21 protein-coding genes and 6 pseudogenes are annotated in these 23,276 nt (G+C 67.1%); 19 read left to right on the top strand and 8 right to left on the bottom strand.

The features are described from left to right. Positions 1–18: 18 nt before the first annotated feature. The 5 genes and pseudogenes from pyrE to QP181_RS13260 all read left to right on the top strand — a co-directional run bounded on the left by pyrE (position 19) and on the right by QP181_RS13260 (position 3,983). Positions 19–603: an orotate phosphoribosyltransferase gene (gene pyrE / locus QP181_RS13280; protein ID WP_333928813.1), complete on the top strand. Its 585-nt coding sequence runs from the start codon at positions 19–21 to the stop codon at positions 601–603. After that, positions 600–1,327: pseudogene (locus QP181_RS13275) on the top strand (pyridoxine 5'-phosphate synthase). Before pyrE ends, QP181_RS13275 begins: the two are co-directional and overlap by 4 nt. A 177-nt stretch (positions 1,328–1,504) precedes the next feature. Further along, entirely contained in the window at positions 1,505–1,939 is a 435-nt protein-coding gene (gene acpS, locus QP181_RS13270; protein ID WP_333928812.1) for a holo-ACP synthase, read from the top strand. Beyond that, positions 1,936–2,911: pseudogene (gene lepB, locus QP181_RS13265) on the top strand (signal peptidase I). The gene acpS and the pseudogene lepB overlap by 4 nt, the downstream one beginning before the upstream one ends. A 1-nt stretch (position 2,912) precedes the next feature. Continuing rightward, entirely contained in the window at positions 2,913–3,983 is a 1,071-nt protein-coding gene (locus tag QP181_RS13260; RefSeq protein WP_333928811.1) for an AI-2E family transporter, read from the top strand. Between the two features lie 171 nt (positions 3,984–4,154). On the opposite strand, the gene QP181_RS13255 is transcribed toward QP181_RS13260, so the two are convergent. Then, positions 4,155–5,207 (bottom strand): glycosyltransferase, encoded by a 1,053-nt coding sequence (locus QP181_RS13255; RefSeq protein WP_333928810.1) that lies wholly within the window; start codon positions 5,205–5,207, stop codon positions 4,155–4,157. A 57-nt stretch (positions 5,208–5,264) separates the two neighbouring features. Here QP181_RS13255 and QP181_RS13250 point away from each other — a divergent pair, with 57 nt between their 5' ends. The 4 genes and pseudogenes from QP181_RS13250 (at position 5,265) to QP181_RS20245 (ending at position 7,999) form a co-directional block, all read left to right on the top strand. Continuing rightward, a complete protein-coding gene (locus tag QP181_RS13250) occupies positions 5,265–6,281 on the top strand; it encodes a hypothetical protein (RefSeq protein WP_333928809.1) in 1,017 nt (338 codons plus the stop codon). Further along, positions 6,278–6,792 (top strand): annotated as a pseudogene (locus QP181_RS13245) (DUF2141 domain-containing protein). The gene QP181_RS13250 and the pseudogene QP181_RS13245 overlap by 4 nt, the downstream one beginning before the upstream one ends. Positions 6,793–6,816: 24 nt before the next feature. Continuing rightward, positions 6,817–7,284 (top strand): annotated as a pseudogene (locus tag QP181_RS20250) (glycosyltransferase); the annotation flags it as partial. Positions 7,285–7,351: 67 nt separating this feature from the next. Continuing rightward, on the top strand, positions 7,352–7,999 hold the full coding sequence (locus tag QP181_RS20245; protein WP_333928808.1) for a glycosyltransferase: 648 nt from the start codon (positions 7,352–7,354) through the stop codon (positions 7,997–7,999). Here QP181_RS20245 and QP181_RS13230 read toward each other — a convergent pair. Next, positions 7,941–9,365: a DUF2029 domain-containing protein gene (locus QP181_RS13230; protein ID WP_333928807.1), complete on the bottom strand. Its 1,425-nt coding sequence runs from the start codon at positions 9,363–9,365 to the stop codon at positions 7,941–7,943. The genes QP181_RS20245 and QP181_RS13230 overlap by 59 nt on opposite strands. Positions 9,366–9,583: 218 nt before the next feature. After that, positions 9,584–10,254, bottom strand: a pseudogene (gene ubiG / locus QP181_RS13225) (bifunctional 2-polyprenyl-6-hydroxyphenol methylase/3-demethylubiquinol 3-O-methyltransferase UbiG). Between the two features lie 121 nt (positions 10,255–10,375). On the opposite strand from ubiG, the pseudogene QP181_RS13220 reads away from it, so the two are divergent. The 3 genes and pseudogenes from QP181_RS13220 to QP181_RS13210 all read left to right on the top strand — a co-directional run bounded on the left by QP181_RS13220 (position 10,376) and on the right by QP181_RS13210 (position 14,029). Continuing rightward, positions 10,376–11,626, top strand: a pseudogene (locus QP181_RS13220) (aspartate kinase). Between the two features lie 175 nt (positions 11,627–11,801). Next, positions 11,802–12,821: an NAD(P)H-dependent flavin oxidoreductase gene (locus tag QP181_RS13215; protein ID WP_333928806.1), complete on the top strand. Its 1,020-nt coding sequence runs from the start codon at positions 11,802–11,804 to the stop codon at positions 12,819–12,821. A gap of 449 nt (positions 12,822–13,270) precedes the next feature. Beyond that, positions 13,271–14,029, top strand: coding sequence for a hypothetical protein (locus QP181_RS13210; protein WP_333928805.1), 759 nt, complete (start codon positions 13,271–13,273; stop codon positions 14,027–14,029). Here the strand turns inward: QP181_RS13210 and QP181_RS13205 are convergent, their stop codons facing one another. Beyond that, on the bottom strand, positions 14,030–14,434 hold the full coding sequence (locus tag QP181_RS13205) for a VOC family protein (RefSeq protein WP_333928804.1): 405 nt from the start codon (positions 14,432–14,434) through the stop codon (positions 14,030–14,032). 115 nt (positions 14,435–14,549) lie between these two features. Between QP181_RS13205 and QP181_RS13200 the strand changes: the two genes are divergently transcribed. The 7 genes from QP181_RS13200 to pal all read left to right on the top strand — a co-directional run bounded on the left by QP181_RS13200 (position 14,550) and on the right by pal (position 19,531). Continuing rightward, a complete protein-coding gene (locus QP181_RS13200) occupies positions 14,550–15,008 on the top strand; it encodes a YbgC/FadM family acyl-CoA thioesterase (RefSeq protein WP_056487236.1) in 459 nt (152 codons plus the stop codon). Beyond that, positions 15,005–15,697, top strand: a complete 693-nt coding sequence (gene tolQ, locus QP181_RS13195) for a protein TolQ (RefSeq protein WP_056053223.1) — start codon at positions 15,005–15,007, stop codon at positions 15,695–15,697. Before QP181_RS13200 ends, tolQ begins: the two co-directional genes overlap by 4 nt. 181 nt (positions 15,698–15,878) lie before the next feature. Then, a complete protein-coding gene (gene tolR / locus QP181_RS13190; protein WP_056053220.1) occupies positions 15,879–16,316 on the top strand; it encodes a protein TolR in 438 nt (145 codons plus the stop codon). Positions 16,317–16,326: 10 nt separating this feature from the next. Beyond that, positions 16,327–17,364: a cell envelope integrity protein TolA gene (gene tolA / locus QP181_RS13185; RefSeq protein WP_333928803.1), complete on the top strand. Its 1,038-nt coding sequence runs from the start codon at positions 16,327–16,329 to the stop codon at positions 17,362–17,364. Positions 17,365–17,366: 2 nt separating this feature from the next. Next, a complete protein-coding gene (locus QP181_RS20240) occupies positions 17,367–17,993 on the top strand; it encodes a hypothetical protein (protein ID WP_522731695.1) in 627 nt (208 codons plus the stop codon). A 106-nt stretch (positions 17,994–18,099) separates the two neighbouring features. Continuing rightward, positions 18,100–18,951 (top strand): beta-propeller domain-containing protein, encoded by an 852-nt coding sequence (locus QP181_RS20235; protein WP_522731691.1) that lies wholly within the window; start codon positions 18,100–18,102, stop codon positions 18,949–18,951. A gap of 52 nt (positions 18,952–19,003) precedes the next feature. Further along, entirely contained in the window at positions 19,004–19,531 is a 528-nt protein-coding gene (pal, locus tag QP181_RS13175; protein WP_333928802.1) for a peptidoglycan-associated lipoprotein Pal, read from the top strand. Positions 19,532–19,696: 165 nt separating this feature from the next. On the opposite strand, the gene QP181_RS13170 is transcribed toward pal, so the two are convergent. The 4 genes from QP181_RS13170 to QP181_RS13155 form a co-directional block, all read right to left on the bottom strand. Further along, positions 19,697–20,548, bottom strand: a complete 852-nt coding sequence (locus QP181_RS13170; RefSeq protein WP_333928801.1) for a S1/P1 nuclease — start codon at positions 20,546–20,548, stop codon at positions 19,697–19,699. Further along, positions 20,545–21,465, bottom strand: a complete 921-nt coding sequence (locus tag QP181_RS13165) for an isoaspartyl peptidase/L-asparaginase family protein (RefSeq protein WP_333928800.1) — start codon at positions 21,463–21,465, stop codon at positions 20,545–20,547. The genes QP181_RS13170 and QP181_RS13165 overlap by 4 nt, the downstream gene beginning before the upstream one ends. After that, positions 21,462–22,601, bottom strand: a complete 1,140-nt coding sequence (locus QP181_RS13160) for an acyltransferase family protein (RefSeq protein ID WP_333928799.1) — start codon at positions 22,599–22,601, stop codon at positions 21,462–21,464. Before QP181_RS13160 ends, QP181_RS13165 begins: the two co-directional genes overlap by 4 nt. 68 nt (positions 22,602–22,669) lie before the next feature. Continuing rightward, on the bottom strand, positions 22,670–23,191 hold the full coding sequence (locus QP181_RS13155) for a DUF1993 domain-containing protein (RefSeq protein ID WP_333928798.1): 522 nt from the start codon (positions 23,189–23,191) through the stop codon (positions 22,670–22,672). Positions 23,192–23,276 lie beyond the last annotated feature (85 nt).

Genomic DNA, 23,276 nt, shown 5'->3' with positions numbered 1-23,276 from the left:
TTGGAGCAATGACCCGCGATGACCGAAGACGACGTGCTCGCCGAATTCCGCGCTGCCGAAGCGTTGCTCGAAGGGCATTTCATCCTGTCCTCCGGCCTGCGCAGTTCGCGCTACCTGCAATGCGCGCGGGTGTTGATGGACCCTGCGCGGGGCGCCCGGTTGTCGGAGGCGCTGTTGGCGTCGATCCCGGCGGAGTTGCGCGCGCAGATCGATATCGTGGTCTCGCCGGCGATGGGCGGCGTCATCGCCGGCCACGAAATGGGCCGCGCGCTTGGTGTCGAGGCGATGTTCCTCGAACGCCCCGACGGCGTGTTCGAACTGCGTCGCGGGTTCCGCCTCGCACCCGGCCAGCGCGTGCTGATGATGGAGGACGTCGTCACCACCGGGCTTTCGTCGCGCGAGGCGATCGCGGCGATCGGGCGGGCTGGCGGCGTGACGGTCGCGGCGGCGGCTCTGGTCGATCGCTCGAACGGAACGGTAGATCTGGGCGTGCCGTTCTTCCCGCTGATCCGGCTCGACGTGCCGACTTATCCGGCGGATGCCTTGCCGCGCGAACTGGCCGCGATCCCTGCGATCAAGCCCGGCAGCAGGGCTGCGGCATGAGCCGGGACCTGCGCCTTGGCGTCAACATCGATCACGTCGCGACCGTCCGGAATGCGCGGGGGCGGGGTATCCTGATCCGGTGCGTGCGGCTCTGGTCGCGGCGGCGGCGGGGGCGGACGGGATCACCGCGCATCTGCGCGAGGATCGTCGGCACATCACGGATGACGACATCGCGCGTCTGTCGGCCGAACTGACGATCCCGCTCAACCTGGAGATGGCGGCGACCGACGAGATGCTCGGCATCGCGCTGCGTCACAAGCCGCACGCGGCGTGCATCGTGCCGGAGAAGCGCGAGGAACTGACCACCGAGGGCGGGCTCGACGTCGCCGGGCATTACGACCGGATGGCGCGGCTGGTCGATGCGCTGGCGGGGGCGGGCATCCGGGTGTCGCTGTTCATCGAACCGGATGTGCGGCAGATCGAAGCGGCGGTGCGGCTCAAGGTGCCGGTGATCGAACTGCATACGGGCTTGTATGCGGAATTGTCAGGCCAGGTGCGGACGGTGGAGTTGCGGCGGCTGACGGATGCAGCGGCGCTGGCGGCGAAGAACGGCATCGAGGTGCATGCGGGGCATGGCCTGAACTACGACAACGTCGCACCGATCGCGGCTATCCGGCAGGTTCGGGAGCTGAATATCGGGCACTTCCTGGTTGGCGAGGCGCTGTTCGTCGGGCTTGGCGAGGCGGTTCGGCTGATGCGCGAGGCTATGGATGCGGCGCGGTAGTAAGGCAGTTTTGTTCGCGCAGAGGCGCAGAGGCGCGGAGCAGAAGAGGAGGCTGGTCCGTGGCTGGATTCTCTCGCGTGCTAACTCGATCTTGCCGCTCTTGCGGCCCTCATACTCTCCGCGCCTCTGCGCCTCTGCGCGCAAATCTAATTTTGTCTTCCGACTCCAGGCGTCGCGATGATTATCGGGCTCGGGTCCGACCTGTGTAACATCGAGCGGATCGCCGCGTCGATCGAGCGGTTCGGCGAGCGGTTCGAGCGGCGGGTGTTTACCGATGTCGAGCGGGCTAAGGCGGCGCGGCGGCCTTTTACCAAGGCGGGGACGCTGGCGAAGCGGTTCGCGGCCAAGGAGGCGTTTTCCAAGGCTGTCGGCACCGGGTTTCGCGCGGGTGTGTTCATGCGCGATATCGGCGTGGTCAACGCCCCCAGCGGCGCACCGACGCTGGCGCTGACCGGGGGCGCCAAAGCGAGGCTTGACGCGTTGACCCCCGAAGGCCACGCCGCACGCGTACATTTGACGATGACGGATGATCATCCGTGGGCGCAGGCCTTTGTGATCATCGAAGCTATACCTCTGATATCCCCGGACATGCGCCAGGATACGAATCGATGAAGGACGCGGCGTTGGACGGCAACGAGTTCCCCGAAAAGCCCCTCGCGCAGACCGCGGCCGATACAGCGCCACCGGTTGGCATCACGCCTGAAACGGCCCGCCGCCGCGGCACCGACTGGTGGGGCGAGGTGAAGGGCATATTCTGGCTGATCCTGGTCGTACTCGGCTTCCACAGCTTCATCGCCAAGCCCTTCTATATCCCCAGCGAATCGATGCTGCCGGGCCTCCGGATCGGCGACCGCCTGGTGGTGACCAAGTTCGCCTATGGCTGGTCGTTCGTGTCGCCGACGATCCCGAACCCGGTCGCGATCTTCAAGGGCGTGGTGCTGCGCCAGCAGGAAGACAGCTGGAGCGTGTCGCTGCCGTTCATCCACGGCCGGTTGTTCGGCTCGCTGCCGACGCGCGGCGACGTGGTGATCGTGACGCCGCCGGGGACGCATAACGACTATATCAAGCGCGTCATCGGCTTGCCGGGCGACAAGCTGGCCGTACGCCGCGGGATCGTGTTCCTCAACGGCGTCGCGGTGAAGCGGGGCCCCTTGCACGACACGCTGATCCCGGTCGACACCAACAGCCCGTGCAGCGAGATCGACTATCCCGGCGCGCGAGACGTTGCCCGACGGTCGCGAGATGTGCCGCCTGCCGACCTATACCGAAACGCTGCCCAACGGGCGCCGTTACGAGACGATCGATCTGGAATCGGACAGCCAGGGCGACAATTTCGCGGAAGTTACGATCCCCGCGAACCACGTCTTCCTGATGGGCGACAACCGCGATCGCTCGGCCGACAGCCGGTTCGCGCTGAGCCAGCTCGGACTTGGCGGACCCGTGCCGTACGAGAATCTCGGCGGCCGTGCGGAGTTCATCACCTTCAGCCTCGACGGCGATGCGACGTTCAATCCGCTGAGCTGGTGGAGCTCGCTGCGCTCGGATCGCGCGGGCACCTCGCTGCACCCCGCCAAGGCGAACTGAGATGGCCGAGACCAAAACCGTGGACGAACTGAGCCCGGTAGAGATGCGCGATCCGTTCCTGCGCAAGGAACTGAAGCGCGCGGCGATCTGGCTCGGGCTTGCCTGCGTGATCGCGCTGCTGATCGTGCTGGTCCAGCCGCTGCTGATCATCTTCGCCGGCGTCGTATTCGCGGCGTTGCTCGATGGTGGCGTGCGGCTGCTCGGACGCGTGCTGCCGATCGGGCGTGGCTGGCGGTTGATGATCGTCGTGCTGCTGACCTTCGCGTTCCTCGTCGGCACGTTCGTGCTGACCGGGGTGCAGGTGACCGAGCAGGTGACGCAGCTGCGCTCGACCCTGGAATCGCAGGCCAATCGCTTCACGGGCTATCTGACCTCGCAGGGGCTGATGCCGGGCGCGTCGGACGTCAACGGGATCGTCAAGCAGGCGCTCGGCTCGGTCGGGCGCGTGACGTCGTGGGTAGGCAGCGCGATCGGCGCGATCACCAGCATGTTCATGATCCTGATCCTCGGGCTGTTCATCGCGATGGACCCGGGGACGTACTCGCGCGGGCTTCAGTGGATGGTGCCACTCGATCTCCGCCCCGAGTTCGCCAGGACGCTGGTGAAGATGGGCGCGACGTTGCGGCGGCTGCTCGCCGGACGCCTGCTCGGGATGGCGGTCGAGGGTGTGGCGAGCGGCATCGCGCTGGCGGTTGGCGGCGTGCCGATGGCGATGCTGCTCGGCATCATCGCGGGGATCCTGGCGTTCATTCCGAACGTCGGCGCGATCGTGACCGGCGTGCTGATGGTCGCGGTCGGGTTCAGCGCGGGCGTCGACACGGGGTATTGGGCGATCGGCACGTATTTGATCGTCCAGACGATCGACGGCTATGTGATCGTGCCGATGGTCGCCAAGCGCACGGTCGACCTGCCGCCGGCGCTGACGCTCGGGGCGCAGATCATGGCGAGCGCGCTGTTCGGGATTTTGGGGCTGGCGCTGGCCGATCCGATGACCGCGATGATCAAGACCGCGCTCGAGCGGCGGTCGGAGCGGGAAGAAGAAAAGGCCGAGGCGGGTGAGGCTACGGCCTGATCTGATTTAGCGCCGCCTCCCACGCAATGCGGGTCCAAGCCCACCACCCGTCATCCCCGCGGACGCGGGGACCCATACTGGCAAACCTCGGAGGATATGGTTCCTCGCTTCCGCGGGGATGACGGAAGGTGGGGGCCGGACCGCCAATGAGGCGGGGGAAGACGTAAGGCGCTAGCGCCTCACCAATCGATCGAAGAGCGCGAGATAGCGGTCGGCCGAGTCCGTACCGGGCTGCGGGACCGGCTCCGGCCTTTGCGCAGAGGGCGCTAGCCATGCATCCAACGCTGCGATCAGCCCGGCCGCATCGTCCCGCGCGACGATCGTACCGCGATCCGCGCGGTCGATGATCTCCGCTACCGCAGCACTCGAATCCGTCGAAATCACCGGCCTGCCGACCGACAGCGCCTCGCGCAACACGCCGGGCACACCTTCATAATCCGAGGTCAGCACGACCACCTGCGCGCGCGCCATCACCGGCAGCGGATCGGTGCTGTGCCCGAGCAAGCGAACACGGTCCCCCAAACCAAGCGCGCGAATCTGCATTTCGATCGCCCCCCGCTCGTCGCCTTCGCCGAGGATCACCAACGGGATGGTGCGGTCCGCTAGCAGCGGCAGCGCGGCGATCAGGCGGTCCCAGCGTTTCTGCGGTTCGAGCCGCCCCACGCCGAGGATGTAGCGCGCGGGCAAATCCGGCGTCTCCCCGGGATCGGCACCGCCGGCGGGTTCGGGATGATGCTCGTGCGGCCGACCATGCGCGTCGCCCGCGCCGCCTCGTCCGCCGTCGCCGGTGTCATCGCGACAAGGTGATCGAGGAAGTTTCCGTGCCGCGCGAGCCAGAGCTGGTGCGCCGCGTGCATCAGCCGGCCGTGATCGGCGCGCGGGGGCGTTGGACATCTTGGCGACGATCGGTGGGCACGCCTTGCCAAGCCGAAGCCGGGTCCAAGCCGCGATGCCGGTATAGAAATTGCCCGGGCAGAAGATCACGTCCGGGGCGAGCCGCTGCACGACCTTCGGCAGCGTAAGCAGCCGCGAGGGCGAAACGATCTCAAGCCCCTCCGGCAGTTCCGCCGCCAGCGGCCCGGCAATATCCTCGATCGCGAGCGTCACGCGTCGCCCCGCCGCCAGCCAGCCGCGCGCGAGCCGCAGCTGCGCACGCTCGACCCCGCCGCCGCGCAGGTCCTCGGCATAGGTCAGGATGTGTCGGGCGAGCGGTGGTGGGGACATCACTGAAATATGGCGGTCATCATAATGCGCGATTGGTAGAGCGGAGATCGCGACCGAATGAAACCGACTTTGCGTGCACGCGTGCCGACGGGCGGCTATTGGGCCGATCGAGGGGCGACGGAATGGCTTGAGGACCGGCGATTGAACACGCGTGCGAACACTGCCGATACCGAGGGCTATGCCGATATCGCCCGTGCCGGCCTGGAGCCGCTGAAGACGATCGGCAGCCGCTGGCCGGCGATTATCGGCGCGGTATTGACGCTGGCGATGATCGCCGGGCTGGGGCGCGAACTGCTGGGGCATGGGCTGGCCGGACTCACGCGCTCGGTGCCGCACGATCCGCGTTTCTACCTGTGTTTCGGCCTGCTCTATATGTCGCCGCCGACCGGGGATTACGTCATTTTCCGCCGGCTGTGGGGCATCCCGCTCGGCGGCCTCGTCGCGCTGATCAAGAAGCGGATCGCGAACGAGGTCGTGTTCGGATACTCGGGCGACGCGTATTTCTATGCCTGGGCGCGAGCCAAGGCGCGGATGGTGGCGTCGCCGTTCGGTGCGGTGAAGGACGTCACGATCCTGTCGGCGATCGCGGGCAATGCGATCACGCTGCTGCTGGTGGCGATCGCGTTGCCGCTCGGCCGGCATCTGCTGACGCACGATCAGTTCCGCACCGTGCTGGCATCGGCAGGGGTGACGCTGGCGATCTCGCTACCGTTCCTGATCTTCTCGCGCCGCGTATTCTCGTTGCCGAGGGCGAAGCTGTGGTGGGTGTTCGGGATCCACTGTATCCGGCTGCTGTGCGGATCGGTGCTGATCGCGTTCGCGTGGCATTTCGCATTGCCGGGCGTGCCGATGGGGATGTGGCTGTTCCTCGCCGCCGGGCGCCTGCTCGTATCGCGCCTGCCGCTGGTGCCGAACAAGGACCTGTTGTTCGCCAATATCGCGATCCTGCTGATCGGGCAGGATCAGGCGCTGTCGGAATTGATCGCGTTTACGGCGGCGGCGACCTTGCTGGTGCATGTCGGTCTGATCGTGCTGTTCGCCATCCACGCGGCACTCGATCGGATTCGTGCATGATTCGTTATGGGTTGGCTCTGGTTGCTTCGGTCGTTTCGGGGGGATCGGCGGGCGCGCAGGTTCTGGGCAGCGATGCGGCGGCGTGCCGGCCGGGGAAGGCCCGGCGATCGCGGTCGAGATTACCGGGCTGAAGGATCGCACGGGCGAGTTGAAGCTCGAACTCTACCCGGGCGAGGAAGCGGATTTTCTCAAGGACGACCGCGTGCTGATCGCGGCGGGCAAGACGTTTCGGAGGGTCGTGGTGCCGACGCCGCCAACCGGGTCGCCGATCCTGTGCATTCGGGCGCCGCGGCCGGGCCGCTATGCGCTGTTGCTGACGCATAATCGCGACGGGAAGAACAAGTTCAGCTTCTGGACCGACGGCGCCGGGTTCGCGAGTAACGTGAAGCTCGGTCGGTCGCGCCCCAAGGTCGAGCAGGCGCTGGTCGAGGTCGGCGCGGGGGTGACGAGCGTGCGGATCACCGCGCAATATCTGCGCGGGCTCGGCGGGTTCGGGCCTGTCACGCCATGAGGGCCGAGGGTTGAGAATCGTCCCATGAGAATCGTCGACGTCAACGAGTTCTACTCGCCGACCGGCGGCGGCGTGCGGACCTATGTCGATCGGAAAACGGGGATCATGGCGGACATGGGCCATGAATTGATCGTCGTCGCGCCGGGCAAGGAAGACCGCGTCGAGGAGCGGCCGGGTGGCGGGCGGATCATCTACCTCAAGTCGCCGGGCATGCCGTTCGATCGTAACTACGGGCTGTTCTGGGATGAAGGCGCGATCCACCGCGTGCTCGACGATCTCGATCCGGACGTGGTCGAATGCTGCTCGCCGTGGCGACCGGCGTGGTTCGTCGGCGACTGGGAGGGACGCGCGGTGAAGTCCTTCTTCATGCACAACGACAATATCGCGGCGTATGCGCAGCGCTGGTTCGCGGGCGTCGCGAGCCATGACCAGATCGAGCGCGGGTTCGCCTGGTACAGCCGGTACATGAACCGCTTCCTCGAGAAATACGACGTCGTCGTCACCAACGGCCCGGCGCTGGAAAAGCGATTGCGCGCGAGGGGTGCGGATCGATGCGGCGATGCCGCTGGGGATCGAGCGCGGGCATTTCTCGCCGGAGCTGCGCGATACGCGGTTGCGCGGGGCGTTGCTGCAGCAGTGCGGGTTGCCGGAGGACGGCATGCTGTTGCTCGGGCTTGGTCGGCATCACGGCGAGAAACGCTGGCCTTTGGTGGTCGATGCTGTGGCGCGGGCGGGAGCGACTTTGCCGGTCGGACTGATCCTGATTGGCGCGGGTGCGCAGACCAAGGCGATCCAGCGGCGGATCGGCGGGTCGCCGCATATCCGGATGTTCGCGCCGGTCTATGATCGCGAGCGGCTCGCGCGGATCATGGCGAGCTGCGATGCGCTGATCCACGGGTCGGAGGCGGAGCCGTTCGGCCTGGTCGCGTCGGAGGCGATGGCATCGGGCCTGCCGCTGATCGTGCCGGATACGGGTGGCTGCGCGGAAGTCGCCGACCGCCACGCCAGCGAGCTCTACGCGGCGCGTGATGCGGAGAGCGCGGCGGCGGCGATCGGGCGGTTGTTCGCGCGCGACCCCGCGTTGCTGCGGCGCGCGGCGGCGGTGGCGGCGCGGCATGTCCGCAGCGACCGCGAGCATGCGGTCGAGCTCATGGACTATTATGCGGGGCTGGTCGCGGCGAAGCAGGGGTGTGGGCTGGCGGCGTGAACGCGGTGAAGCGCGTGCCGGGGATCGGGATCGGCTCGTAACCGGCGTCGCGTGCGGCGGTGGCGAGGGCTTGGTCGAGGCTGGCATCGCCGCTTGTCGCGGGGCCTTCGCCTCCGGTTAGGATCGTCGATCCGTCGAGTCTCATGCGCGCTCGCGAGATCAGGTGGAGCGCGTGTTCTTGAGTTGCGTCGAGCAGCTTGGTGCTGCGGAAATAGAAGGGGCCGGTCGCGAAGGCGGGATCGGGCTGGCGGTTCGCTGCAGGGAGGATTTGTGGGGATAGCGTCGCGATCGGTCCTGCGAGTCCGTGTTGGTCGAGGACGCGGCCGACCGCTCGGCCTTCGCGGAGTACCTGTGTGAGCGACAGGCCATCCGAATCTGCCAGCGCTGCGATGGAGGGGGCGATGCCGGCGGCGGCGAATACGGCGAACGCGATTCGCCACGCGCGGCTTGGGGGCGGGATCAGCGATAGGCGGACGAACAGGGCTGGCAAGGCTGGGAGGAGATATTGCCGCCAGGTTGGAAACGGCAGGAGTGCGGCGATCAGGCCGGCGAGGATCAGCCAGTCGAGCAATCCGATTGTGCGGCGTTGCCATGCGTCGCGCGCGACCAGGGCTAGCGCGGGCAGGGCTGCGCCGAGTGCGAGGAACTTGAGCGTGTCGATCGCCTTGGCGGGGAGCGACATCTTCCACGGGCGGAGCGCGTAATATTCAGCGGGGCCGCGGGCCGGGAAGGTGAAGGTGCCGAACACGAATCCGGCCGGGCTGGTCACATAGGTCCAGGCGACGAAGGCGACGGCCGGGAGCGTGCCGAGCAGGATCGCGGCTGGGCGATGGCGGCGGTCGACCAGCGCGTAGAGGCCGTATGCCAGCGCGGGGAACGCATAGGAGATCTTCGCGGCGGCGGCGCTGGCGAGGAGGAAGCCGGCTAGTGCGGCGGTTTTGCGCGTGGTGGCGGGGCGGACGATCAGGGGGAGGGCTGCGGCGAGCAGGGCTGCGGGGAGCGCGTCGTTACGGGCTGTGCCGATGCTGAAGAGGAGGATGTCGCAGGTTGCGAACAGCGCGGCGCAGGTCAGGGCGGCTTTGGGTTTGGCGCCGAGGGTGCGGGCGGCGGTGTGGACACAGGCTATCGTTGCGATGCCGAGCAGGGCGTTGAGGATGCGTAGGGCTGGCCAGGTCCAGCTGCCGGCTAGAAGTGCGACGGGCGCGAAGAGATAGGGTTGGAGAGGGGTCTGTAGGTACGCGAAGTCCCGGTAGGGGAGGAGGCCGTGGGCGGTCAGCGCGGCGGCGGCGACGTATTGGCTTTCGTCGTGGTCTACCGGGCGGAGGAGGGCGAGGGTGATGAAGAGGATCGCCAGCGCTGCGAGCATCAAAAGTTTGTTCACCCGCGAAGGCGGGTGCCCAGACTGGGCACCCGCCTTCGCGGGTGAACAAGGCTGGTTCGGGAAGCGCTCCATTACTCAGCCCCACCCCGGCGGAGGCCGGGGCCCAATTGCGGGACGTTTATGGTTGAGGGCGGCGCTCCGTTACATTGGCCTTCCCAATTGGGCCCCGGCCTTCGCCGGGGTGGTGGCGTGTGGGGCACAGCTCAGGCTTTTACCGCGGTCAGGAAGTAATCGAGGCTTGTCGAATCGCTCAGCGTGAACCCAGTAGCCGGCGAGAAGCTCAGCCCCCGCGTGTCGGTCACGCGAAGCCCTGCATCCTTCAGCAACGCGGTCAGTTCCTCGGGCGTCAGGAACTTGTTCCAGTCGTGCGTGCCCTTGGGAATGACGCCGGCACCTTCCGCCACGGTGATCATCGCCAGCCGCGACAACGGCGTGCGGTTGGGGGTCGACAGGATTAACAACCCGCCCTCCGCCAACGTCCGCGCGAGACCGCGCACGAAGCCGGCAGGGTCACTGACATGCTCGATCACCTCAAGGCTGGTGACGAGGTCGAATTGTCCGACCAGCCCCTCGACTCCCCCGCGTGGTAATCGATCGCCAGACCGCTCTGCGCCGCATGGATCTCCGCCACCACGATGTTCTCCGGCGCCGCATCGATCCCCGTAACCTCTGCACCGAGACGGGCGAGCGGTTCGCACAGCAACCCCGCACCGCAGCCAACATCGAGCGCGGTCTTCCCCTCCAGCGGGGTGAAGGTCGAACCATCGCCACCCCAATGCGCATCCACCTGCTCGCGGATATAGCGCAGCCGCGGCGGGTTGAGCTTGTGGAGCGGGGCCGAAGAGCCCTTTGGATCCCACCAGTCCTTTGCCATCGTGCCGAAATGCGCGGCCTCGCGCGGATCGATTGTTGCGTTATTGTGCGTGTCGCTTGCCAGTATCATGCGCGCTACCTATCAGGGCCGCCGCTTCGACCCAAAGGGATTTGCGCTGCCAATGGCCCGTATCGTGATGAAATTCGGCGGGACGTCGATGGCTGGGATCGAGCGTATCCGCAACGTCGCCGCGCGTGAAGCGCGAAGTCGACGCCGGCAACCAGGTCGCCGTCGTCGTTTCCGCGATGGCGGGCGAGACCGATCGGCTGGTCGGTTTCTGCCGCGAGGCGTCGTCGCTGTACGACGCGAAGGAATATGACGTCGTCGTATCGGCCGGCGAGCAGATCACGAGCGGCTTGCTCGCGATCGCTCTGCAGGCGGCCGGGTGCAAGGCGCGGTCCTGGCTTGGTTGGCAGTTGCCGATCAACACCTCGGACGCGCACGGATCGGCGCGCATCGGCGAGATCGACACGGCCGCGCTCGACGCGAGCCTCGCGGACGGCGTCGTCGCCGTGATCCCCGGCTTCCAGGGCGTCGCGGACGGGCAGCGCGTCACGACGTTAGGTCGCGGCGGGTCGGATACGTCGGCGGTGGCGATGGCGGCGGCGATGAAGGCCGATCGCTGCGACATCTATACCGACGTCGACGGCGTCTACACGACCGACCCCAGGATCGTGCCCGCGCGCGGAAACTGAGCAAGGTCACGTATGAAGAGATGCTGGAACTCGCCAGCGTCGGTGCCAAGGTGTTGCAGACGCGGTCTGTCGGCCTGGCGATGAAGGAAAACGTGCGCGTGCGCGTGCTGTCCTCGTTCGAGGACGGCGATACCAATGATGGTCACCGCGGCACGTTGATCGTGGGCGAAGAGGAAATCGACGATATGGAACGCCAGCTCATCACCGGCATCGCGCACGACAAGAACGAGGCGAAGATCACCCTGACTCAGGTCAGCGATCGGCCCGGCTCGGTCGCGGCGATCTTCGCGCCGCTCGCCGATGCGGGGATCAACGTCGACATGATCGTGCAGAACGTCGCGCATTCGACCGGCTCGACCGACGTGACGTTCACGGTACCCGCAGCCGATCTCGCGCGCTCGCTCGACGTGCTCGACAAGGCGAAGGACGCGATCGGCTATGCGACGATCGTCCACGACACGCGCGTCGCCAAGGTGTCCGTCGTTGGCGTCGGGATGCGCAGCCATGCGGGCGTCGCCTCGACGATGTTCACGACGCTCGGCGAGCGCGGGATCAATATCCAGGCGATCGCGACGTCGGAGATCAAGGTCAGCGTGCTGATCGAAGAGGATTATACCGAGCTTGCAGTGCGCGTGCTGCACACGGCGTACGGGCTCGATGCCGAGGATGCGGCTTGAGTCGCAACGCCGTCACCCCAACGTGCGTCGTCACCCCAGCGAAAGCTGGGGTCTCCCGCGGCAAGGGCGCGCACTATCACCGGGAGATCCCAGCTTTCGCTGGGATGACGTATAGAGTTGGGATAGCGGACGTGATTGCAACGACAAACAGGGTTGCGACGACGGGGATGGATGCATGACGATCGGTACTGAGCGGCTGCAACGCCGGATGGCGCGCGGCGCCGCGTTCCTCGGGTCGGAGGTCGCTATTCTGGGCGGCGCGATGTCCTGGGTGAGCGAGCGTCACCTCGTGTCGGCGATCTCGAACGCGGGCGGGTTCGGGGTGATCGCGTGCGGCGCGATGACGCCCGCTTTGCTCGATACCGAGATCGCCGCGACCAAGGCGATGACCGACAAGCCGTTCGGCGTGAACCTGATCACGATGCACCCCGACCTGTTCGAGCTGATCGCGGTCTGCACCAAGCACAACGTCGGCCACATCGTGCTCGCCGGTGGCCTGCCGCCCAAGGGCAGCATCGAGGCGATCAAGGAGACGGGCGCCAAGCTGATCGCGTTCTCGCCGGCGCTGGCGCTCGCGAAGAAGCTGATCCGCAGTGGCGTCGATGCGCTGGTGATCGAGGGGATGGAGGCTGGCGGCCATATCGGCCCGGTCTCGACCAGCGTCCTCGCGCAGGAGATGCTGCCCGAGATCGCCGAGCAGGTCCCCGTGTTCGTCGCCGGCGGGATCGGTCGCGGCGAGGCGATCGCGGGCTATCTCGACATGGGTGCGGCGGGCGTCCAGCTCGGTACGCTGTTCGTCTGCGCGACCGAATCGATCGCGCATGCCAATTTCAAGAAGGCGTTCATCCGCGCCTCGGCGCGCGATGCGATCGCCAGCGTGCAGATCGATGCGCGGCTTCCGGTTATCCCGGTGCGTGCGCTGAAGAACGCATCTAGCGAGTTGTTTACGGCGAAGCAGCGTGAGGTTGCCGGGCATCTTGACGGTGGCCGCGTGGAAATGGCCGAGGCGCAGTTGCAGATCGAGCATTACTGGGCGGGTGCGCTGCGTCGTGCGGTGATCGACGGCGACGTTGAGCATGGCTCGGTGATGGCGGGCCAGTCGGTCGGCATGGTCAAGCGCGAGGAGCCGGTGGCGGACATCATCGGCGGGCTGATGGCGCAGGCGGCGGCCGCGCTGGAAGCACGCGCGGTTTGACGCACCTCTGATCCTCCCCGGCGGGGAGGTGGCAGCCCGCTTGGGCTGACGGAGGGGTGATCCGCTATCGAGAGGGCATCACCCCTCCGTCTGGCAAGCGCCAGCCACCTCCCCTGGCAGGGGAGGACTTTGAGGGTCGCGTCTCCTAGCTGCGGTCATCCCCGCCCTTCGATATGCACACAAACCACCCCGGCGAAGGCCGGGGCCCAGTTGGGGGACACCCGTGACTGAGGTGGCGCTCCGTTACCGCAACTTTTCCAACTGGGCCCCTGCCTTCGCCGGGGTGATGAAGTGGCGGGTGAGGTTCGCGCCGGATCACGTTCCTCGCGCCAAGCCACCCCCCCAACCCCGCCCCTCTCCACTCGCCGCAAACCGCGTACGGCTTACGTCTCGTTAACCTAATCCCCGCCATAGAGTGTCCCGTCGGGGGACGTCATGAGGTGGTTGCGATGAGTCGTCGGTTTGCTTTGCTGTCCGTTACCGCGCTGGTCCTGCTGGCCGGCTGCGCCCAGAAACCACGGACTGTGGCTGCCGTTGCGCCGCCCGTGATCATGCTGCCGGTGCCTGCCCCGGTGATGCCGAAGGGCGCGTCGCCTACGATCGTCATTCCGGTCGCCCTCGCCGACGGCACCTATCCGACGCCCAATCGCAACCTGACGACGTCCGCCAAGGTCTGGCATCTCCGCGCTGCGCTCAACGTCGCCGCGCTCGCCTGCCGTGGGCCGCAGGAATTGACGATCGTCGCGGGCTACAACGCTCTGCTGTCGGCGCAGAAGCCGATGCTCGCTAAGGCCGAGGCGACCTATGCCAGCGAATACAAGTCGGGCGGCGGCGACTGGCAGGATCGCTACGACGATTCGATGACGCGGCTGTACAACTTCTTCTCGCAGTCGCCCGCACGCGACGAATTCTGCGCCGCGGCAGGCACGGTGCTCGCCCAGAGCGCCGGTCTGACCGCCGAGGCCTTGCCCACGTTCGCCGCGCAGAACCTGCCCGTGCTCGAGCGGCCGTTCACCGATTTCTACCGCGCGGTCGATGCATGGCGCGGTCGCACCGTGCGTCCGGTTCAGCCACAACTGGCCGTCTCGCGCCAATATGCGTCGAACATGACCGTGCAGCCGATCACGCAGGCCCGGCTCCAGCCGATCTCGCAGCCGGTGCCGCCGGCGCAGCCCCGCTTGAAACTGGACCCGAGCGTCTTCCAGTAATCAGGTCTTGATAGGCGATCCGATCGACCAGCTATGGCCGAACGGATCGCGCACCTGACCGTAGCGATCGCCCCAGAACTGGTCGGCGACGGGCATCGTCACGATCGCCCCCGCTGCCACCGTGCGGTCCATCCAGGCATCGGTATCGTCGACCTGCAAGTGCAGCGTGATACCGGTGGGTTCGGGCTCTGCGTGCCCGCGCCATTCGGGAAACTCGTCGCACAGCATCAGCCAGCCATCGTTGATCCGCAGGCTCGCCTGCATCAGCCGGACGCCGTCCTCCGCGACGTTCGTCTCGACCAGCGTGGCGGCGAACGCGGCTTCGTAGAACGCCAGCGCTTCGCGGCCGCGCTTTTCGCGGATGATGAGGAACGGTGTGATTCCGCTGGTGGGACGATCGGCCATGCGAGTCTCCTGCGTTTGAAGCCGGCACGCTAGGCGCGTCGCGCGGCACCGGCCAGCGCGAACCACGAAGGCAAAGCTTGGCTTCATGGCAAAGACTGGGTTAACAGCCGCGGGAATGGCTGAGGTTTCAGATCGTCCGGCGGAAGGCCGCTTCGAAGGGCGCGAGCACCGGTTTCCGGTGCGCGTCTATTTCGAGGACACCGATCTGTCGGGCGCGGTCTATCACGCGAATTACCTGCGCTACATGGAACGCGCGCGGTCGGACATGTTGCGGGTCGGCGGGATCGACCAGCGCGCGACGTTCGAGGCGGGCGAGGGCTCCTACGCGATCGCCAGCGTCGCCATCCGCTACGCCGCGCCGGCGAAGCTCGACGACGCCTTGCTGGTCGTCTCGCGGATACGCCGTGTCCGCTCGGCCGGGGTCACCATTCATCAAAGGGTCATGCGCGACGGGCTTGTCTTGGCCGAGGCGGACGTGGTGGCGGCATTGGTCGCGCCCAATGGCCGCCCACGCCGCCAGCCGCGCGCCTGGATCGATATCTACGAACGCCTTGTCTGGCAGGGGGAAGCATGAATCCGGTGTTAACTATGGATAGCGCGACGCTGTCGCCGATCCACTTGTTCCTCCAGGCCGACTGGGTGGTGAAGGGCGTGATGATCGGGCTGCTGCTCGCCAGCATCTGGACCTGGGCGCTGATCGTCGCGTTCTGGCGGCGGATCGGCAAGACGCGCAAGGGCATGACCCGGTTCGAGCGCGATTTCTGGAAAGCCGAGGATATCGACGTCTTCTACAAGGCGGAGGGCGAGAACGACCTGCCGTCGGCACGCGTGTTCGCCGCCGGGGTTACCGAGTGGCGGCGCTCGACCGCGGGCGGCACTATCGACAAGAGCGGCACGCGCGAGCGGCTGGCGACCACCATGGGCGCGGCAGTCGCGGGCGAGATCGACAAGCTGTCGGACCGGCTGAACGTGCTGGCGACGGTCGGCTCGGTCGCGCCGTTCGTCGGGCTGTTCGGCACGGTCTGGGGCATCATGCGAAGCTTCACCAGCATCGCCGCGGCGCAGAACACGTCGCTCGCGGTGGTCGCGCCGGGAATCGCGGAGGCACTGTTCGCGACGGCGATCGGCCTGTTCGCGGCGATCCCAGCGGTGATCGCGTACAACCGGTTCTCGCACGGCATCAACCGGATCGAGGCGAGCCTGAACCGGTTCGCGGACGGCTTCCACACCACCCTCTCGCGCCAACTGGACGGCTCGCGATGAGTGCGACGCAAATCCTCCCCGGCACGGGGAGGGGGACCGCGACGCGCAGCGGCGTGGTGGAGGGGTTCTCCACGTCGTACAGCGTCCGTGGGGCGAGGCGCTCTTCGCGCCACAGCATATGACGCACGCCCCCACCACCAGCTTCGCTGGTCCCCCTCCCCGCGTGCGGGGAGGATTTTAGGTGGCGATGAACCTTCCTTCGTCCCGGGGACGCGGCCGTCGCGCACCCATGGCGGACATCAACGTCACGCCGCTGGTCGACGTGATGCTGGTGCTGCTGATCATCTTCATGGTGACTGCGCCGTTGATGACCGCGGGCGTGCCGGTGAACCTCCCCGACGCACGCGCGAAAGCGCTCGACCAGGAGCAGAAGCCCGTCGAGATCTCGATGGACGGCACCGGCGCGCTGTTCATCGACAAGGATCAGGTGACCGACGATGCGCTGCCGGTTCGGCTTGCCGCGATCGCCGCCAGCCGAGCGGTCGGAGACGAGCCCCAGGTGCTGCTGCGCGCGGACCGGAAACTCGATTACGGCCGCGTGATGCGCGTGATGGGCGAACTCAACCGCGCCGGGCTGAACCGCGTCGCGCTGGTGACCGTCGAGGGTAACCAGAACTGATGGCTGGCTGATGGACCGTTCGGAGAAGATCGGCCTTGGCGTCGCGGTCGTCGGGCACGTCCTGCTGTTCGGCGCGCTGTCGCTCGGCTTTCTCGGCGCGCCCGAACTGCCGAAGAAGATCGAGCAGCAGCCGATCGACGTGAGCCTCGTTCCCGACGTCGCGCTCGAGGCGACCGCGCCGCAATCGGTGGAGACGCCGGCCGAGTCGGTCGCGCCGGACGAAGGTGCGCCCGAGGATGCCGCGCCGCCTGCTCCGGAAGAAGCCGAGCCCGAGCCGAAGCCCGATCCCGTGCCGCCTGCGCCGCAGCCCAAGCCCGCACCACCGAAACCTGCGCCCAAGCCGCAGCCGACACCCGAGCCGAAGCCTCAACCCAAACCCAAGCCCGCGCCGCCGAAACCCGTCGCAAAGCCCGCGCCGGTCCCGAAGCCCGTCGTGAAGCCACAGCCCAAGGCCGAGAAGGCGCCACCCGCCAAGGCCGCGCCCGCGAAGTCCGCGCCGACCAAGGCTGCAGCGAAACCGAGCGCCACGCCCGCGAAGACGTCGTCCTCCGCGTCGTCGGCCAAGCCCGCCAAGCCATCCTCGACCAAGGGCAGCGGCTCGACCGCCGAGGCGAAGGCGTCGCGGCCGCGCGGCTCGCGGCTCGGCGACAATTTCCTGAAAGGTCTGTCGGCCGATCCGTCGCCGAGCAAGTCGGAAGCGCCCAAGGCGGCCAAGCTTGGCGCGCAGGCGGCGGCGAACATCGGCTCGGCGATCCTGCGGCAGGTACAGCCTTGCGCCAATCGCCAGGTCACGCCGGGGCCCGGCGCCGAGCGGATCCGCGTGACGATCAACCTGAAGCTTAATCGCGACGGCACGCTGAAGTCGCGGCCGACGATCAGCGGTCATGCCGGCGTCGACGACGACAACCGGCGCTATGTCGACCGCGTCGACGATCTGGCGATCGCGACCTTCGTCGGGTGTTCGCCATTACGCGGTTTGCCCGACGACCTGTATGACGTGCAGAACGGCTGGAGCAATTTCAGCCTGCGCTACAAACTTCCCGGCTGAGGATGTCCGTTATGACTCGATCGATCCTGGGGTTTTTCCCTTTGCGCCAGCTGCTTCCAGTTGAGAAACACCACCCCGGCGAAGGCCGGGGCCCAATTGGGAAGGTCGATGTAATGATGCGCAACGTTTCCTCAGCGGCGTTCCCCAATTGGGCCCCGGCCTCCGCCGGGGTGGTGTTAGGTCGGCGTATGACTCGATCGGTACTGGCTTCGGTTGGGCTGCTCGCGTTCGTCTCCGGTACCGCCAGCGCGCAGGACGCACCCGCTCCAGCGCCGCAGCAAGCCCCCGCCGATCCAGCCGCCCCAGCCCCGGCAGGCGATCAGTCCGGCGGCCTCGTGGTCGACGTCACCGGCGGTATCTCCGCGCCGATGCCGATCGCAATTCCCGTCATGCCGACGTCCGCCGTCGTCTCCACCCCGGCAGGCTCGACCGACGTGCTCGGTCGCCAGCTCGCCGACATCGTCACCAATGATCTGCGTAACTCCGGCCTATTTACGCCGCTTTCCCCGGCCAGCTCCGCCCGATCACCTTCCCCGAAGTCACCGCACCGGGGTTCGACTATTGGGGCAGCACCGGCGCGCAGGCACTCGTGCAGGGCTTCATCCGTGCGAATGGCGACGGCAACCTGACGGTCGGCTGCTACCTCTACGACGTGTCGTCGAAGGCCGAGCTGACCCGCACCGGGTTCGTCGTCCCCCCTCAGACTGGCGCCGCGCGGGGCATAAATGCGCGGACATGGTCTACACGCGCCTTACCGGCGAAGGCGCGTACTTCGACAGTCGCGTCGTCTATGTTTCCGAGACCGGCCCCAAGGGACGCCGGATCAAGCGGCTCGCGATCATGGATCAGGACGGCGCCAATCACCGCTTCCTGACCAACGGCCAGTCGATCGTGCTGACCCCGCGGTTCGCGCCGAACCAGCAGTCGATCGTCTATATGAGCTATCTCAACAATCGCCCGGCGATCTATGTCTACGACATTGGTTCGGGCAAACAACGCCTGGTGGTGGCGAACGCGAACCTGACGTTCGCACCACGCTTCTCGCCGGATGGGCGCAACATTCTGTTCTCGATGGCGCAGGGCGGCAATACCGACGTCTATCGCGTGTCGTCGCAGGGTGGCACGCCGCAGCGTCTGACCAACTCCCCGGGGATCGATACAGGCGGGAGCTACTCGCCGGACGGCTCGAAGATCGTGTTCGAGAGCGATCGCTCGGGCGGGCAGCAGATCTACGTGATGAACGCGGACGGCTCGAACCAGCAGCGGATCAGCTTTGGCGGCGGTCGCTATGCGACGCCGGTGTGGAGCCCGCGCGGCGACCTGATCGCGTTCACCAAGCTCGGCGGCGGCTTCCGCATCGGCATCATGAGCCCGAGCGGCGGCGGCGAGAAATTGCTCACCAACGACTGGCAGGACGAGGGGCCAAGCTGGTCACCGAATGGTCGCGTGATCAATTTCTATCGCTCGGGACGCGGCAGCGGCGGCAAGGCGGACCTCTGGTCGGTCGACCTGACCGGCGTCAACGAGCGGAAGATTCCGACGCCGCTCGACGGCTCGGATCCCGCCTGGGGCCCGCTTCGTCCGTAAACCTGCTATGGGGGCATAACGGGGAAACGTGATTTTCTACGGGAGACTATCTATGTCGAAGCTTTCCAACATCTTGCTGGCGTGTACCGCGCTGATCGCGGTTTCGGGTTGCGCGAAGAAGCGTCCTGCCGTGTTGCCGCCGGCGCCGGTCGACAACAACGCGCCGGTCGATCCCAATGCCGGGATGAACAACGGCAATGTCGGCGGCGCGATCGTGCCGGGGTCGGATGCCGACTTCCAGCGCTCGGTCAGCTCGAACACGGTGAATTTCGGGCTCGACATGTACGACATCGATCCGACCGCGCGCGCGATCCTCGACAGCCAGGCGCAGTGGCTCGCCAAGTTCCCGAACCAGCGCATCACGATCGAAGGCCATGCCGACGAGCGTGGTACGCGTGAGTATAATCTCGCGCTCGGCGATCGTCGGGCGAACGCGACCAAGAACTATCTGGCCGCCAAGGGCGTGTCGTCGTCGCGGATGACGACGATCAGCTATGGCAAGGAGCGGCCGGTAGCGATGGGCTCGGACGACCAGAGCTGGGCGGCGAACCGCCGTGCGGTCACGGTGGTACTGAACTGATCTGACTTGTCCCTCTCCCCTGCGGGGAGAGGGAGGGAGGAGCCGCTTGGCGACGGAAGGGTGAGGGGCTTTGGGACCGACGGTCCGAGCCTCAAGCCCCTCACCCTCCCACGTGCAAGAGCCCGCGGGCCCCTCCCTCTCCCCGGCGGGGAGAGGGTAAGTGGCTCAGCCCAGCGCCTTGTCGAGCAGTTTCGCCAACCGAATACCCCCACGGCGAACCTCTTCGCGCGACACCGGCACCATCCTGGCGATCGTGGCATCGTCCATCTTCACCCGCGCCGGCACCGCACCACACGCGTCCCCGCCAAGCGCCGCCGCATACGCCTCATGCGAGGCTTCCCAGCTCTCCCGGCTCCAGTCGACGACCGTCCCCGCGCCGATCTTCGCGCGTTCAGCCGCGGGATAGCGCCTTACCAGCGACGGTGGCGTCGAGATCGCGCGCTCGGCCAGCGGCCCGTCCCAGATCGAATGCAGGTTGAATCGCGACGGGCCGTAGATCCCGTAATCCGCCTTCACGTCGTTGCCGCCCTTGTCGTGGCGGTCGCCAGCGTGCAGCGGCTGGTGGAGATCGCCGACGAAGTGGATCAGGAATGCGAGTGCGACGACGCGGTCGCGGGGCAGCGTCGACTTGTCGCGGAGCATCTTCACGTCGCGGTCGATCTGGTACGAGACGCAGTCGCCTTCCTTGCACGCCGGCGTCAGGTCGAACGGCGCGCAGATATCGACGTTCTGGTAATGCCAGCTGTACGCAAAGCCGAAGCGCGTCGATCCGTCGTTCAACTTCAGCGGCTTGATGCAGTCCGCCCAGACGCTGGCCTCCTCGATCGTACCCGCGGGGCAGGTCGGCGTGTCGAGCAGCGCCTGTTGTGCAAGCAGTTTGCGGATCGCGGCCTTGGTCTTCGGCGTGACGTTGGCATAGGCGATCTGCGCAACGGTCTGGTGGCCGTACTCCCAGAACGCGGTGGCAGGGGAGGCGAGACCGGTAACGGCCAGGGCGGCGAGGAGATAGCGCTTCATGGCGGCTCGTTAGCGTAGATCGCGACGGTCCGGCTACCCTCGGACGACGCGCGTCCACGGTACATGCCAACGGTGTTGAAACCCCATGCCATGTCGCCGTCCGGCCCCGCGACGATCACCCCGCCGGTGCCGCCGAGCGCCTTCACTTCGGCGAGCACTGCGTCGGCGGCGACTTGCAGCGATTCACCTGAGAGGCGGACACGCGCGGCAATCTCATGCCCAACGCCGACGCGGAGGAAGAACTCGCCCGAGCCGGTGCACGATACCGCACACGCGCGGTCGTCGGCGAAGGTACCCGCGCCGATCACGGGCGTATCGCCGATCCGCCCCCAGCGCTTGCCGGTGACGCCGCCGGTCGAGGTCGCGGCGGCGACATGGCCGTGCGTATCGCAGGCGACCGCGCCGACCGTGCCGTATTTCATGTCGACGTCGAACCCGCCGCCATCGGCCTGGAACTCGGCGAATTGCCGGCGGCGTTCGTCGGTCGCGAACCAGTCGGCATCGGCTTGCGGCAATCCGCGACAGCGCGAGAACGCGTCCGCGCCCTTGCCGGCGAGGAAGACATGGCGCCCGTCGTCGAGGATTGCGCGGGCGAGGCCGACCGGGTTGCGCGTCGCGGTGGCCGCGGCGACGGCACCGGCTGCGCGGGTGCGGCCGTTCATGATCGCGGCGTCGAGTTCCAGCGTGCCGTCGTGCGTGAAGACCGCGCCGCGCCCCGAGTTGAAGTGCGGGTCGTCCTCCAGCACGCGGACCGCCGCCTCGACTGCATCGAGCGCACTGCCGCCGTCCGCGAGCACTCTCGACCCTGCGTCGAGCGCACGCGACAGGCCCGCTCTCGCACCCGCATCCTGCTCGGGCGAGACCATCTCGCTGTCGAGTTTGCCGGCGCCGCCGTGGATGACGAGGGTCCAGGTCATGCTGAGTCTTTCGAGGGTAGGGCGCGGAGGCCGATGAGGGGACGGAGCGGCGCGATGCTGCGGCCGATGACGTAGAACGCAATGCAACCGATCGTCGTCGCCACGAGCAGGCACGCGAACTCCGCCCAGCCCGGCAGGCCGGCGGGGAGCAGCGCGTACATCACGAGGACGATGATCGTCTGGTGGATCAGGTAGAACGGGAACACCGCCTCGGTCAGCGTGCGGCGCCAGCGATGGTCGCGGTTCCAGTGGCGCTCGGCGATCCCGATCAACGCGACGATCGCACCCCATTGCTCAAGTGCGTGCGCGACGCCGTAGCCGGGGTAGATCCAGCGCGGCGCGACGATGTCGCCGGGCCATTCGAGCTCGACGCCGATGATCGCGATATAACCGAGCACTGCGGCGATCGCGCCGATCTTCCACCAGCGCGCGATCGCCGCCATTGCGGGCTCGGAGCGGGCAAGGCCGAAGCCGAACAGGAAGGCGGGGAAATAGGTGACGTGCGCGACCCAGTCGCCGAACAGGGCTTGCGATTCCGCGGCCATCTGGAACCACCAGGCGTGGACGAACACGAGCCACGCGACCGGCAGGACGAGCACGGCCCAGCTGCCGAAGACCCAGTCGAACGCGCGTTGCAGCCAGTCGCCGCGGACGACGACCAGCCCGAGCGTCAAGAAAGTCGTGTAGACCCAGAGATAGACGACGAACCAGAGGTGGTTCCAGGTCGGCAACGACAGCCCGGCGAGCTTGCCGAAGCGGAAATAGTCGTGGCTCCAGAACGTCAGATAGCTGCCGGCATAAGCGTGCTTGGTAACCAGCTCGACCCAGGGTTGCGGCGGGACGATCACCGCCATGCCGAACAGCAGCGGCACGAGCAGGCGGTAGCAGCGGTTGGCGAAGAATCCGCCTGTGCCGCTCGACCGGTTGAGCAGCGCGCGGCTGGCATAGCCCGAGACGACGAACAGCAGCGTCAGACGCCACGCGTTGCTCGCCAGCATCGGCAGCCGCACCCAGTCCTCGACGTGGAGCGACTTCACATGGAAGTTCCACGGCACGAAGACCATGCCGATATGGTAGAGGATCAGCAGCGCGAACGCACCGATCCGCAGCCAGTCCATGCCGTAATGCCGGGTCATCGCGCGGCCCTACGGGGCGGGGGCCGGTGCCGCAAGCGTCGGGCGGCTAAGGCGTTCCCCGCGCCGGTTCACGCCTTCATGCGCGGCGTGCCCATGAAGTCGCGCTTGCCGATCGGCACGCCCTGCGCGCGCAGGATCGCGTAGGCGGTGCTGGCGTGGAAGTAGAAGTTGGGTTGCGAGAACGACAGCAGGAAGTTCGCGCCGGTGAACGGCATGACGAACGTGCCGAACTCGAACGTGGTGTCGTTGTCCGCGAGCGCGTCGAACGTCTCCCGGTCGATCCCCTCCAGCGTGGCGATCGCATCGCGTATCACGCTGTGGAGACCCGCGAAGTCGGTCGGCCAAGCCGATCGATCGGGCGAGAAGGTGCCGCAGCGGACGCCTTCGATCCCGCCGACCGAATGCGCGGCGCACGACTTCACCTGATAGCCGAACGGCAGCATGTCGTCGGCGAGCTTCGCATCGATCAGCGTCGCGGGTTCGATACCCTTCTCGACGGCGAACGCTTCCGCCTTGTCGAGCAGCGCGTCGACCGCGCGGAGAATCTGGAGATTGGAGGGAATCGTCGCATCGTACAGGGACAGGGTCATCGCGTTCGCTCCTAAAGCCGTGCGCCGCTATGGCCGACGATCGCTACTCGGGCCAGCGATGTTCCGTTCCAGCGCGCAAGTCGCT

Source organism: Sphingomonas sp. LR55 (assembly GCF_036856015.1).
Taxonomy (GTDB): Bacteria; Pseudomonadota; Alphaproteobacteria; order Sphingomonadales; family Sphingomonadaceae; genus Sphingomonas.
Note: the sequence above shows the minus strand (reverse complement) of the source record. Positions and strands in the feature narration are given on the sequence as shown.

Bases quoted from the DNA above. Each gene is read 5' to 3' on its own strand.
- QP181_RS13250 (WP_333928809.1), top strand. From the start codon at position 5,265: ATGAAACCGACTTTGCGTGCACGCGTGCCGACGGGCGGCTATTGGGCC.
- pal (WP_333928802.1), top strand. From the start codon at position 19,004: ATGTCGAAGCTTTCCAACATCTTGCTGGCGTGTACCGCGCTGATCGCG.
- QP181_RS20245 (WP_333928808.1), top strand. From the start codon at position 7,352: ATGCCGCTGGGGATCGAGCGCGGGCATTTCTCGCCGGAGCTGCGCGAT.
- QP181_RS13160 (WP_333928799.1), bottom strand. From the start codon at position 22,601: ATGACCCGGCATTACGGCATGGACTGGCTGCGGATCGGTGCGTTCGCG.
- QP181_RS13210 (WP_333928805.1), top strand. From the start codon at position 13,271: ATGAGTCGTCGGTTTGCTTTGCTGTCCGTTACCGCGCTGGTCCTGCTG.
- tolA (WP_333928803.1), top strand. From the start codon at position 16,327: ATGGACCGTTCGGAGAAGATCGGCCTTGGCGTCGCGGTCGTCGGGCAC.
- acpS (WP_333928812.1), top strand. From the start codon at position 1,505: ATGATTATCGGGCTCGGGTCCGACCTGTGTAACATCGAGCGGATCGCC.
- pyrE (WP_333928813.1), top strand. From the start codon at position 19: ATGACCGAAGACGACGTGCTCGCCGAATTCCGCGCTGCCGAAGCGTTG.
- QP181_RS13260 (WP_333928811.1), top strand. From the start codon at position 2,913: ATGGCCGAGACCAAAACCGTGGACGAACTGAGCCCGGTAGAGATGCGC.
- QP181_RS13215 (WP_333928806.1), top strand. From the start codon at position 11,802: ATGACGATCGGTACTGAGCGGCTGCAACGCCGGATGGCGCGCGGCGCC.
- tolQ (WP_056053223.1), top strand. From the start codon at position 15,005: ATGAATCCGGTGTTAACTATGGATAGCGCGACGCTGTCGCCGATCCAC.
- QP181_RS20240 (WP_522731695.1), top strand. From the start codon at position 17,367: ATGTCCGTTATGACTCGATCGATCCTGGGGTTTTTCCCTTTGCGCCAG.
- QP181_RS13155 (WP_333928798.1), bottom strand. From the start codon at position 23,191: ATGACCCTGTCCCTGTACGATGCGACGATTCCCTCCAATCTCCAGATT.
- QP181_RS13230 (WP_333928807.1), bottom strand. From the start codon at position 9,365: ATGCTCGCAGCGCTGGCGATCCTCTTCATCACCCTCGCCCTCCTCCGC.
- QP181_RS13200 (WP_056487236.1), top strand. From the start codon at position 14,550: ATGGCTGAGGTTTCAGATCGTCCGGCGGAAGGCCGCTTCGAAGGGCGC.
- QP181_RS13170 (WP_333928801.1), bottom strand. From the start codon at position 20,548: ATGAAGCGCTATCTCCTCGCCGCCCTGGCCGTTACCGGTCTCGCCTCC.
- QP181_RS13165 (WP_333928800.1), bottom strand. From the start codon at position 21,465: ATGACCTGGACCCTCGTCATCCACGGCGGCGCCGGCAAACTCGACAGC.
- QP181_RS13255 (WP_333928810.1), bottom strand. From the start codon at position 5,207: ATGTCCCCACCACCGCTCGCCCGACACATCCTGACCTATGCCGAGGAC.
- QP181_RS13205 (WP_333928804.1), bottom strand. From the start codon at position 14,434: ATGGCCGATCGTCCCACCAGCGGAATCACACCGTTCCTCATCATCCGC.
- QP181_RS20235 (WP_522731691.1), top strand. From the start codon at position 18,100: ATGGTCTACACGCGCCTTACCGGCGAAGGCGCGTACTTCGACAGTCGC.